This window comes from Franzmannia pantelleriensis, assembly GCF_900102875.1.
Lineage (GTDB): Bacteria > Pseudomonadota > Gammaproteobacteria > Pseudomonadales > Halomonadaceae > Franzmannia > Franzmannia pantelleriensis.
The window spans coordinates 130,004-141,458 of record NZ_FNGH01000008.1; the positions used below are offsets into that span (position 1 = coordinate 130,004).

Sequence of the window (11,455 nt, forward strand, 5' to 3'; positions counted from 1 at the left end):
TTTCCGGCATGCTCAGAGAATCCTCGAGTAGCGTGGCCCCTGGCCCGGCGTGAGATGTGCGTCGAAGGCCATTGCCAAGTGGCGAATCAGCAGCTTGCCGACCGGGGTGGCGATCAGCGTTGCGCCGCGACGGATGATCAGACCGTCGCGTTCAGCGCCCTCCAACTGGCGCAGGCTGTCGGCGAAGTAGCGTTCGGCATCGATTGCGAAGCGGTCGCCGAGCGCTGCAAGGTCGAGCCGCATGTCGCACATCAGGCGCTCGATGGCATAACGGCGATACAGGTCGTCCTGGCTCAGCCGCACGCCCCGCTGGGTTGCCAGCTGGCCGGCGTCGAGCGCGGCCTCGTAGCTGGCCAGGTCGGTGGGGTTTTGGGCGTAGAGGTCGTCGATCCGTGAAATGGCCGAGACCCCGAGGCCCAGCAGGTCGCTGTCGGCGTGGCTGGAGTAGCCCTGGAAGTTGCGCTGTAGGGTGCCACGACGCTGGGCCACGGCGAGGCTGTCATCGGGGCGCGCGAAGTGATCCATGCCGATATGCACGTAGCCGGCGGCCTCGAGCATGTCGATGGTGGTGCGCAGGATGGCGAGTTTCTCCTCGGCGCTAGGCAGGTCGGCCTCGCTGATCCGTCGCTGCGGCGCGAAGCGCTGCGGCATGTGCGCGTAGTTGAACACCGACAGCCGTGCCGGGGCCATGTCGATGACCTGCTCGAGGGTCGCGGCGAAGCTATCGCGGGTCTGGTGCGGCAGGCCGTAGATCAGGTCCATGTTCAGCGAGCGAAAGCCCAGCCGCCGTGCCTCGTCGACCAGGGTTTCGGTGAGCACCCGAGGTTGCACGCGGTTAATGGCCTTTTGCACTCGCAGGTCGAGATCCTGCACCCCCAGGCTGATGCGGTTGAAGCCCAGCGCCTGCAGGTGGCGCAGGGTCAGCATGTTGGCTTCGCGGGGGTCGATCTCGATGGCGTAGTCGCGCTGGGGGTCGTTGCTCAGGCCGAAGCGGCTATCCAGACGGTCGACCAGGTCGCCCATCTGGTCGAGGGTCAGGAAAGTCGGTGTGCCACCGCCCCAGTGCAGCTGCTGGACCGGCCGCGAGGTATCCAGGTGCCGCGCAGCGAGTACCATTTCGCGATCGAGCCGCGCCAGGTAGGGCTCAGCGAGACGAGTGTTCTTAGTGGCGATCTTGTTGCAGGCACAGTAGAAGCAGATCTTGCGGCAGAACGGCACGTGCACGTAGAGCGACAGCGGCCGGCCGCCGGTGTTGCTGCGCGACAGCGCCTCGGCCAGCGCCTCGGCGCCGACGCCGTCGTGAAACGACAGCGCGGTGGGGTAGGAGGTGTAGCGCGGCCCGCTGACATCGTAGCGGCGAATCAGCGCCTCGTCCCAAGCAGAGGAGGCCGCCGGCTGGGGCGGCGCAATGGGCGTGGCGTAAGACATGGTGGGCACTCCTGACGAGGATCTTGCGCCCATGCTAGCGCCGGCGCGGCGCGGCTATCTTGCGTTGGGTCAAGTCGTGGCGGATTTAGTGGCCGGTGGCGCCGGGCAACAGCCGCCATAGCTGCCATAGCGCGAAGGCAATGATACTTAGCGCGGCTAGCGCGCGGGTGGCGGAGTGGCGGATCAGCCGTGCCAGGCTGTGGGCGGCGAATCCGGTGGACAGCACCGCGGGCAGGGTGCCGAGCCCGAAGGCGGCCATCAGCGCCGCGCCCTGCAGCGGGCTTGCCAGGGTCAGGCTCCAGGCCAGCATCGAGTAGACCAGCCCACACGGCAGCCAGCCCCACACCGCGCCCAGCGCCACCGCCTGGGGGATCTTGACCACCGGCATCAGGCGACGGCCGTAGGGCTCGATATGGCGCCACAGGCGCCGGCCCAGCCGCTCGACGGCGAGCAGGCCCTTCCACCAGTTAGCGATGTAGAGTGCCATCAGGATCAGCATGATCGCCGCCAGCACCTGGAACACCAGGCGTACTCCGCCGGCCAGGCCTCCAATCAGGGTGCCGAGCCCGGCGACCAGCGCGCCGGCGACCATATAGCTGGCGATGCGGCCCAGATTGTAGCCCAGCAGCAAGCCGGTAAGACGTGCCGGGTGGCGCATGCTGGGCGGCACGGCGAAGGTCAACGCGCTCATGATGCCGCCGCACATGCCGATGCAATGGGCACCACCGAGCAGGCCGAACACGAAGGCGGCGGCCAGCGGTGGGAGGTCGAGGCCGGTAGGGTCCATCAGCGCTGTCTGGTGTCGTCGTCTTGCTTGGACGACGCCTCTCGGGCGGCGGCCTGATCGCGGCGGCGCTGGCGCTCCTCGGGAGTGAGGTCGTTCTCGTCCTCGTCGAACAGGATGCGATGGGCGGGGCCTTCGAGGTCCTCGAACTGATCATTGCGCACCGCCCAAAAGAAGGCCCACACGGCCAGGGCCAGCAGGATCAGGGTCAGCGGAATCAGCAGGTAGAGAATCGTCATGCGGGCTCCGGATGTGGCGCGGGGAGCGCAGGGTTAGACGCTTGCATGCGGGTCAGGCGCAGGGCGTTGCCGACCACCACCAGCGAACTGGCCGACATGCCCAGGGCGGCGACCCAGGGCGGCACCACGCCGAGGGCGGCAATCGGCAGCGCCGTGGCGTTATAGCACACCGACCAGATCAGGTTCTGGCGGATGATGCGCCGGGTGGCGCGGGTCAGCTCGATGGCCTCGACGATACGCCCCAGCCGCGGGCTGAGCAAGACGGCATCGGCGCTGGTGCGTGCCAGGTCGGTGGCGCCGTTCATGGCGATCGAGACGTCGGCGCCGGCCAGTACCGGCACGTCGTTGATGCCGTCGCCGACCATGATGACCTGCTCGCCGGCGGCCTGGCGCGCCTCGATATGCGCGAGCTTTTCCTCCGGGCTGGCGCCGGCCTGCCAGTCGTCGATGCCGAGCTGGGCGGCAAGTGCCGCCACCGACGCCGGGGTATCCCCCGACAGCAGGCTCACCGCCAGCCCCTGGGCCTTGAGCCCGGCGATGGTGGCAGCGGCGTCCTCGCGCAGGTGGTCGCGCAGGCCGAACCAGGCCAGCGGTTCGTCGTCGGCGGCAAGCAGTAGCCACTGGCCGTCGCTGGGAGGGGGGAGGTCGTGCCCGGGTGCTGCGAAGTTCGGCTTGCCGAGACGGTAACGCTGGCCGTCGATGTCGCCCTCGAGACCCAGCCCGGGGCGGCTGACCACCTCGCCGGCACGCAGGGTGGAGAGCCGATGGGGGCGGAAGGCGCGGGCGATGGGGTGCTCGGAGTGGGCCTCCAGGGCCGCGGCCAGCTGGCGCAGTCGCTCGGCATCGAACTGCTCGGTCAGCGGGCGGGTATCGACCAGCTGCATTTCGCCGCGGGTCAGGGTGCCGGTCTTGTCGAAGATCACCCGGGTCGCCTGGGACAGCCCCTCGATGGCGTGGGCGCGGGTCACCAGCACGCCGCGCCGGCGCAGCTGGCCGTGGCCGGCGGTGAGGGCGGTGGGGGTGGCCAGGGCCAGCGCGCAGGGGCAGGTCACCACCAGCACCGAGAGGGTCACCCACAGCACCCGCGACGGGTCGATAAACCACCACACCGCGGCCACGCCGACCACCACCACCAGCAGTCGCAGCACGAACAGGTGGGCCATGCGCGCCGCGGCCTCGGCGATCTTGGGCCGGCTGGTGAAGGCGCGATCGGTGAGGTCGACGATACTGGCCACCCGTGCCTCGCGTCCGGCGTGGGTCACGCGCACGGTGAGCGGGCTCTCGACGTTCTGGCTGCCGCCGGTGACGCTGTCGCCGACGCCGCGAGTGACCGGCAGGTACTCGCCGCTGAGCATCGACTCGTCGAGGCTCGACTCGCCGACTTCGATGATACCGTCGGCGGGCACGCTATGGCCGGGCTTGACCAGCACACGGTCGCCGGCACTGAGCTGGTTGGCAGGCAGGATGCGCTCTTCGCCCTCTGCGGTAAGGCGGATGGCCGAGAGTGGCAGGGCGCCGGACATGGCGTTGCCGCTGTGGCCGCTGCGGCGCCGTGCACGGGCCTCGACGTAGCGGCCGAACAGCAGGAAACAGGTGAACATCGCCACCGAGTCGAAGTAGACGTCGCCTACGTCGAAGATCACCGCATAGCCGCTGGCCAGGTAGGCGCCGCCGATGGCGATCGACACCGGCACGTCCATGCCCAGGGTACGGGTACGCAGGTCGCGCAGCGCATTGCGGAAGAACGGCTGCGCCGAGAACAGCACCACCGGGGTGGTCAGGGCGAAGGAGAGCCAGTGGAACAGGGCATGCAAGTCGGCGCTGATCTGACCCGGCTCGGCGACGTAGATCGGCACCGAAAACATCATCACCTGCATCATGCCGACCGCGGCGACGATCAGGCGGCGCACGTTCATGCGCTCCTCGTGCTGAAGGCGCGCCTGGGCGGCGTCTGGCTCGTAGGGCTGGGCGCTATAGCCGATGGCGGCCATCTCGGCGAGGATCCGCGACAGCGACACCCGCGTCGGATCCCAGCTGACCCGCACGCGGTGATGAGTGAGGTTGACGGCGCTGGCAGTGATGCCGTCGAGGGCGTTGAGGCGATGCTCGATCAGCCACGCGCAGGCGGCGCAGGTGATGCCGTCCACCGCCAGGGTAGCGGCCACGTCGTCACCGTCGGGGTGCACGAACTGGTGCTGCAGGCCGGGATCGTCGAACACCGCCCAGGTCTCGGCCTTGGCCGCCTGGCGATCGTCGGGTCGCTCGGGCAGCTCGGTGCGGAAGCGGTAGTAACTGGCAAGGCCGCCATCGACGATGGCGTGAGCTACTGCCTCACAGCCCGGACAGCACAGCGGATGGTGGTGCTCATCGAGGCGGATCTGCCAGGGAGCGCCCACGGGCACCTCACTACCGCAGTGGTAGCAACTGCTGGGTGTCTCGACGGCGAGGGTGTCGCTCATCAGCGGCTCAACCGGCCCCGCCTGGGGCCAGCGAGGCGGTGTCGTCGAGCGGGAAGGTCGCTTCACCGTTCAGGCGCCACTCTGGTGTGTCGTGATCCGGCTGCAGCTGCAGGTACCAGCGGTAGGCGAGCCGCTCCTCGGCCTGGCCGACATAGCGGCCGTCGCGCACGTGCTCGAGGGTAAAGGACTGGTCGCGGTCGTCGCGGGTCGGGAACAGCAGCTTGAGGATCAGCCGTTCGGGGCGGTCGTCGCCGGCCAGGTCGAGGGTGATATCGCCGGTCTGGTCGTCGATGCGCAGGTCGCCGGCAAGTTCGAGCTCGGCGGCACGCTGCTGCTTGGCGAGAATCATGTTGATGGCGCGACCGTGCTCGTAGTAGTCCTCCTGGACCATGCCGTCGGCGGAGCGTATCGCCAACACCGCCAGGGTCGAGCTGGCGGTGATCGAGGTAAACAGCAGGCCGAGCAGCAGCCATGGCCAGAACTGCTTGTACCAGGGGGTGACGGGGGCGGTGCTCAAGACTATCTCCTGATCTGTCCAATAAAGCGCGATTCACGCGTCTGACTGATGCTGGCGTCGGTCTCCGACACCAGGCGAATCTCGATGGGCTTGCTCGGCATGTCGATCTGCTCGGGGTCGAGGGTCAGCTCGATTGCCATCAGCCGCGAGCTGTTGGCGCCGATGCGCAGGGTGTCGTTGCCGACCAGCGTCAGCCCTTCGGGGCCGGATGCGTGAATGCGGTAGGTGTGTTCACGATCATCCAGGTTGCGTACGTTGAGGGTGTAGACGTTGCTGATGCGCCCGTCGCGGGTCTGCTGATAAAGGCTATGGCGGTCGCGTTCGAGGTCAAATTCGAGCGGCACGCGCTCGCCGAGAGCCCACACGAAAATGCCCATCATGACCACCAGCGCTGCCAGATAGCCGACCAGGCGCGGACGCAGAATGTGCGTCTTGCCCCCTTCGAGAGCGCGTTCAGTAGTGTAGCGTACTAGCCCGCGCGGGTAGCCCATGCGGTCCATGACGCTGTCGCAGGCGTCGATGCAGGCGGCACAGCTGATGCATTCATACTGCAGGCCGTCGCGGATATCGATGCCGGTAGGGCAGACCTGTACGCACAGCTCGCAGTCGATGCAGTCGCCGAGCCCTTGAGCCTTGTGATCGGCATTGCGCTTGCGCGAGCCGCGCGGCTCGCCGCGGTCGGTGTCGTAGGAGACGACCAGGGTGTCGCGGTCGAACATCACCGACTGGAAGCGCGCATAGGGGCACATGTAGATGCACACCTGCTCGCGCAGCCAGCCGGCGTTGAGGTAGGTGAACACCATGAAGAAGCCGACCCAGAAGTAGGACCAGCCATGGGCCTCGAGGGTCGGCAGCGCCACCACCAGCTCACGGATCGGTGTGAAGTAGCCGACGAAGGTCACCCCGGTGGCCAGCGCGATCAGCAGCCAGACGCTGTGCTTGGCGGTCTTGCGCCAGGCCTTGTCGAGGCTCATCGATTGCTGGTCGAGCTTGATGCGGCGATTGCGAGCGCCCTCCAGGCGATGTTCGACCCAGATATACAGAAAGGTCCAGACGCTCTGCGGGCAGGTGTAGCCGCACCATACCCGGCCGGCGAACACCGTGATCAGGAACAGTCCGAAGGCGCAGATGATCAGCAGCCACGACAGCAGGATGAACTCCTGGGGGTAGAAGGTGCCGCCGAGGATGTGGAACTCCCGCGACGGCAGGTCGAACCAGACTGCCGGACGGCTGCCCCAGGTGACCCAGGGCATGCCGAAGAACAGCAGCATCAGCGCCCAGTTGGCGCTGCGCCGCAGACGCTGGAACAGCCCCTTGATCTCGCGCACGTAGATATGTCGCCGGCTGGCATACATGTTCTGCTGCACACTGGTAGGCGGGTGCTGGCCGACCACCGGATCGGGCGTGACGTCTCGGCTGGGAATCCGCTCAGGCATGGCGATGTCACCGTGCGCACGGGGCGCTGAAACAGGAGGAGAGACAGATTGTAACCGTCAGCGGTGGGGCGATGCTGGTAGTGCGACCGCGGGCCGCACCCGCGTGTCGCACCTGCCGGACTGCTTACCGCTGGCACCGGACGGTGCCAGCCGCGGATCACTCCTCGTCGTCGAGATTGAGGCTGTAGACGTAGGCGGCTACCAGGTGCACGCGCTCTTCGCCAATATAGGCGGCCTGGGCCGGCATATGGCCGTTACGGCCGTTGCGCAGCGTCTGACGCACCGAGTCGGCGACGCTCTGCCCCGGCGCCTGATAGAGCCAGATGTCATTGGTCAGGTTAGGTGCGCCCAGGGCCTGATTACCCAGGCCTTCGCCGCCGTGGCAGGCGGCACAGGAGGCGGCATAGATCGGTTGCCCCTGGCTGGCGCGCTGTTCGTCGTGTTCGAGGTTGGAGAGCGCCAGCACGTACTGGGTGACGTTCTCGATATTGTTGGCCCCCAGCTGCTGCCACGACGGCATCAGGCCGTTACGGCCGCGTACCAGGGTGGTGACGATATCGTCCGGCTCGCCGCCGTACAGCCAGTCACCGTCGGTCAGGTTGGGAAAGCCGTAGCCGCCCTGGGCGTTGGCGCCGTGGCACACCGCGCAGTTGTTCTGATAGATGCGCTCGGCGACGCGCATTGCCTCGGCGTCCCGCGCCAGCTCGGGAATCTCGATCTCGTTGTACTGGGCGAAGATCGGCATGTAGCGCTCCTCGGCGCGGGCGACTTCGTCTTCCCACTGGCCGACTTGCGTCCAGCCGAGAATGCCACGGAAGTTGCCAAGGCCAGGGTAGAGTGCCAGATAGCCCAGCGAGAAGATGATGGTGCCGATGAACAGCATGAACCACCAGCGCGGCAGCGGATTGTCGTACTCCTCGATACCATCGGCGGCGTGGCCAGTGGTACCGACGTTGCCCTCGGCGTCCGGCACCTTGTCGGTGCGCCGGTTGGCGAACAGGATCCAGGCGCTGAAGGCGATGGTGCCCAGCGTGATGACGATGATCCAGGCGCTCCAGAAGCCGGAGAGGGAGTCATCCCAAAGATTGCTCATGTGTTCTTGTCTCCCTTGTCGGTGCGGGATTCAGCGTCGCGAGTGTCAGGCTCGCGGGCCGCAGCGCTGGCGTCTTGCGGCCGCTCATCGTCATCGGCGAACGGCAGGTTAGCGGCCTCGTCGAAGTCCGGCTTGCGGCGCTTCGAGTAGGCCCACCAGGTGATGCCGAGAAAGGAAACCAGCACCAGGAAGGTGATGATGCCGCGAAAGGTTCCGGTATCCATGATCAACGGGTGCCCTCAAGCACGGTGCCAAGTTGCTGCAGATAGGCCACTAGCGCGGTGATCTCCTGCTGGCCGCGCACTTCGGCGGTGGCGTTCTCGATGTCCTCATCGGTATAGGGCACGCCCATGCTGCGCAGCACCCGCATCTTGCGCGGCGTGCTCTCGCCGTCGAGGGTGCGCTCGAACAGCCACGGATAGGCCGGCATGATCGACTCGGGCACTACGTCGCGGGGGTTGTACATGTGGGCACGGTGCCAGTCGTCGCTATAGCGGCCGCCGACGCGGGCCAGATCCGGACCGGTGCGCTTGGAGCCCCACAGGAAGTTGTGCTCGTAGATGAATTCGCCGGCCACGCTGTAGTGCCCGTAGCGCTCGGTCTCGGCGCGGAACGGGCGAATCATCTGCGAGTGGCAGCCGACGCAGCCCTCGCGGATATAGATATCGCGCCCCTCGAGCTCCAGCGCCGAGAGCGGCTCGAGGCCCTCGACAGGCTCCGTGGTCTCCTCCTGGAAGAACAGCGGCACGACCTCGGCCAGGCCGCCAAAGCTGATCACCACGAGGATCAGCACGGAGAGCAGGCCGACGTTCTTTTCGACAATCTCGTGTTTCATGCTAACGACTTCCCCGGGTTGCTCAGGCGGTCTGCGGCAGCGGCTGCTGGGCAGCGGTGCTACGCTTGATGGTCATGTAGGTGTTCAGGGCCATCAGCAGCATGCCGGTGATCCAGAACAGGCCGCCGATCCAGCGCACGATGTAGCCGGGGCCACTGGCCTCTACCGATTCGATAAAGGTGTACATCAGGGTGCCGTCCGGGTTCACGGCCCGCCACATCAGGCCTTGCAGGATACCGTTGACCCACATCGCGGCGATGTACAGCACGGTACCGATGGTCGACAGCCAGAAGTGCACGGCGATCAGCTTGACCGAATACATATCGGTCTGGCCGTAGAGACGCGGCAGCAGGTGGTAGATCGAGCCGATGGTGATCATCGCCACCCAGCCGAGCGCCCCGGAGTGCACGTGGCCGATGGTCCAGTCGGTGTAGTGCGACAGCGCGTTGACGGTCTTGATGGCCATCATCGGCCCTTCGAAGGTCGACATGCCGTAGAACGACAGGGCCACCACCAGGAAGCGCAGGGTCGGGTCGGTGCGCAGTTTGTGCCAGGCCCCGGAGAGGGTCATCATACCGTTGATCATGCCGCCCCAGGAGGGTGCCAATAGGATGATCGACATGATCATGCCAAGCGACTGGGCCCAGTCGGGCAGGGCGGTGTAGTGCAGGTGGTGCGGGCCGGCCCACATGTAGATGATGATCAGCGCCCAGAAGTGCACGATCGACAGGCGGTAGGAGTAGACCGGACGCTCGGCCTGCTTGGGCACGAAGTAGTACATCATGCCCAGGAAGCCGGCGGTGAGGAAGAACCCGACCGCGTTGTGGCCGTACCACCACTGCACCATGGCGTCGATGGCGCCGGCGTAGATCGAGTACGACTTCATCATGGTGACGGGGATCGCCGCATTGTTGACGATGTGCAGCACCGCGACGGTGAGGATGAAGGCGGCAAAGAACCAGTTGGCGACATAGATATGCGGCGTCTTGCGTATCTTGATCGTGCCCAGGAAGACGATGGCATAGGTGACCCATACCACGGCCAGCAGGATGTTGATCGGCCACTCCAGCTCGGCATACTCCTTGGAGGTGGTGAAGCCCATCGGCAGGGTGATCACCGCAGCGACGATCACCGCCTGCCAGCCCCAGAACGTGAAGGCCGCGAGCTTGTCTGAGATCAGACGCGTTTGACAGGTGCGCTGGACCACGTAGTAGGAGGTGGCGAACAGCGCCGAGCCGCCGAAGGCGAAGATGACGGCGTTGGTGTGCAGCGGGCGTAGGCGGCCGAAGCTCGTCCACGGCAGCCCAAGGTTCAGTTGCGGCCAGACCAGCTGCGCGGCCAGGATGACACCGATGGCCATGCCAACGATGCCCCAGACCACCGTCATGATCGCGAACTGCCGAACTACCTTGTAGTTGTAGGTCGGGTGTTCAAATGCTGTGCTCATGTCAGGTTCCCATCGAACGCGTGTGGGGGAGACGTCCCGGGCACTAGTGTGCCCGGGCGCGACCGCCCGCATGATGATGCAGATCAAGATATCGGGTGGCGATTCTAGCGCAGCCGCCGCCTAAGCTGAACATCCAATCCACGCTTAAGCGTAGACCCTATCAGGAGAATAACGTGACGCGCATGCAGGGAGGTAACGAGGTGGGAGTGGTGCCAAAGCAGGTGGCGGAGTGGCTCCTCGAAGGCCGCCAGGGCACCCTCGACGTGGTGGCTCACGGGCGTCTGGAGGTGACCGGGGAGGTGCATCTGGGGCGGGTCATACTGGCCCACGGTGCAGGCGCTGGGCAGGATTCCACGTTCATGCAACGCTTGCGCGAGGCGCTCGCCAGGCACGGCGTTCAGGCGCTCGGCGTGGAGTTCGATTACATGCGCACAATGCGCCTGGAAGGGCGTCGTCGCCCGCCCCCGCGAATCGATAAACTGGTCGATGAGCTGGCCGCCTGGTGCGACATCGTGTCACATAATTCGCTGCCTACGCCCTGGCTGGGAGGCAAGTCGATGGGGGGGCGAGCGGCAAGCCTGCTGGCGGCTCGCGACGAGGCGCCCGGACTGGTGCTATGTGGCTACCCCTTTCATCCGCCGGGCAAGCCTGACACGACGCGCCTCTCGCACTGGCCACTGCTGGCCTGCCCGATCCTGGTGCTGCAGGGCACTCGCGATCCGTTCGGCACCCGCGAAGAGGTCACCGGGTATCGCTTGCCAAGTCAGACCCAGCTGCACTTTCTCGAAGACGGCGAGCACGACTGGAAACCGCGCAAGATGTCGGGCCGGACTCAGGCCTCGCTGATCGATGAAGCGGCCGAGACGATCGCTGAGGCCATGCGGGCAAGTCGATGAAAGCTAACCGAAAGCGTGGCTGCCTTGATGCGCATTGCAGGATACAAAAAGCGTTGACATCGCACCGCTGCACTGTAGAATGCGTCGCCACGTACCGAGGGGTGGTTAGCTCAGTTGGGAGAGCACCAGCCTTACAAGCTGGGGGTCACTGGTTCGAACCCAGTACCACCCACCATCAGATAGCGATGGTGCCTGAGACAGCAGGGTCGGATGCGTAGGAAATACAGCGGACCGGTAGTTCAGTTGGTTAGAATGCCGGCCTGTCACGCCGGAGGTCGCGGGTTCGAGTCCCGTCCGGTCCGCCACTTTTCCGCCCGGCAG

General features: G+C 66.1%; 11 protein-coding genes and 2 tRNA genes. 3 read left to right on the forward strand and 10 right to left on the reverse strand.

Going from position 1 to position 11,455, the window contains the following annotated elements:
- Positions 1 to 12: 12 nt before the first annotated feature.
- From hemN to ccoN, 10 genes are all read right to left on the reverse strand, one after another.
- Positions 13 to 1,428 carry an oxygen-independent coproporphyrinogen III oxidase gene (gene hemN, locus BLT16_RS11715; protein ID WP_089658699.1) on the reverse strand — a complete coding sequence of 472 codons (1,416 nt, stop codon included), beginning with the start codon at positions 1,426 to 1,428 and terminating at the stop codon, positions 13 to 15.
- An 85-nt stretch (positions 1,429 to 1,513) separates the two neighbouring features.
- Entirely contained in the window at positions 1,514 to 2,215 is a 702-nt protein-coding gene (locus BLT16_RS11720) for a sulfite exporter TauE/SafE family protein (protein ID WP_089658700.1), read from the reverse strand.
- Positions 2,215 to 2,451, reverse strand: coding sequence for a cbb3-type cytochrome oxidase assembly protein CcoS (gene ccoS, locus BLT16_RS11725; protein ID WP_089658701.1), 237 nt, complete (start codon positions 2,449 to 2,451; stop codon positions 2,215 to 2,217). Before ccoS ends, BLT16_RS11720 begins: the two co-directional genes overlap by 1 nt.
- A complete protein-coding gene (locus BLT16_RS11730; RefSeq protein ID WP_089658702.1) occupies positions 2,448 to 4,910 on the reverse strand; it encodes a heavy metal translocating P-type ATPase in 2,463 nt (820 codons plus the stop codon). The genes ccoS and BLT16_RS11730 overlap by 4 nt, the downstream gene beginning before the upstream one ends.
- Positions 4,911 to 4,917: 7 nt before the next feature.
- The gene (locus BLT16_RS11735; RefSeq protein ID WP_089658703.1) at positions 4,918 to 5,427 is read right to left on the reverse strand and encodes a FixH family protein; all 510 of its coding nucleotides are present in this window, start codon (positions 5,425 to 5,427) and stop codon (positions 4,918 to 4,920) included.
- A gap of 2 nt (positions 5,428 to 5,429) precedes the next feature.
- Entirely contained in the window at positions 5,430 to 6,863 is a 1,434-nt protein-coding gene (gene ccoG, locus BLT16_RS11740; protein ID WP_245701617.1) for a cytochrome c oxidase accessory protein CcoG, read from the reverse strand.
- A 157-nt stretch (positions 6,864 to 7,020) separates the two neighbouring features.
- The gene (gene ccoP / locus BLT16_RS11745; protein WP_089658704.1) at positions 7,021 to 7,956 is read right to left on the reverse strand and encodes a cytochrome-c oxidase, cbb3-type subunit III; all 936 of its coding nucleotides are present in this window, start codon (positions 7,954 to 7,956) and stop codon (positions 7,021 to 7,023) included.
- On the reverse strand, positions 7,953 to 8,180 hold the full coding sequence (locus tag BLT16_RS11750; protein WP_089658705.1) for a cbb3-type cytochrome oxidase subunit 3: 228 nt from the start codon (positions 8,178 to 8,180) through the stop codon (positions 7,953 to 7,955). Before BLT16_RS11750 ends, ccoP begins: the two co-directional genes overlap by 4 nt.
- Positions 8,181 to 8,182: 2 nt before the next feature.
- Positions 8,183 to 8,791: a cytochrome-c oxidase, cbb3-type subunit II gene (ccoO, locus tag BLT16_RS11755; RefSeq protein WP_089658706.1), complete on the reverse strand. Its 609-nt coding sequence runs from the start codon at positions 8,789 to 8,791 to the stop codon at positions 8,183 to 8,185.
- 22 nt (positions 8,792 to 8,813) lie between these two features.
- Entirely contained in the window at positions 8,814 to 10,238 is a 1,425-nt protein-coding gene (ccoN, locus tag BLT16_RS11760) for a cytochrome-c oxidase, cbb3-type subunit I (RefSeq protein ID WP_089658707.1), read from the reverse strand.
- A gap of 182 nt (positions 10,239 to 10,420) precedes the next feature.
- On the opposite strand from ccoN, the gene BLT16_RS11765 reads away from it, so the two are divergent.
- From BLT16_RS11765 to BLT16_RS11775, 3 genes are all read left to right on the forward strand, one after another.
- On the forward strand, positions 10,421 to 11,134 hold the full coding sequence (locus tag BLT16_RS11765; protein ID WP_245701629.1) for an alpha/beta family hydrolase: 714 nt from the start codon (positions 10,421 to 10,423) through the stop codon (positions 11,132 to 11,134).
- Positions 11,135 to 11,233: 99 nt separating this feature from the next.
- A tRNA-Val gene (locus BLT16_RS11770) sits at positions 11,234 to 11,309 on the forward strand.
- 53 nt (positions 11,310 to 11,362) lie between these two features.
- Positions 11,363 to 11,439: transfer RNA gene (locus BLT16_RS11775), tRNA-Asp, on the forward strand.
- The last annotated feature ends 16 nt before the right edge of the window (positions 11,440 to 11,455 follow it).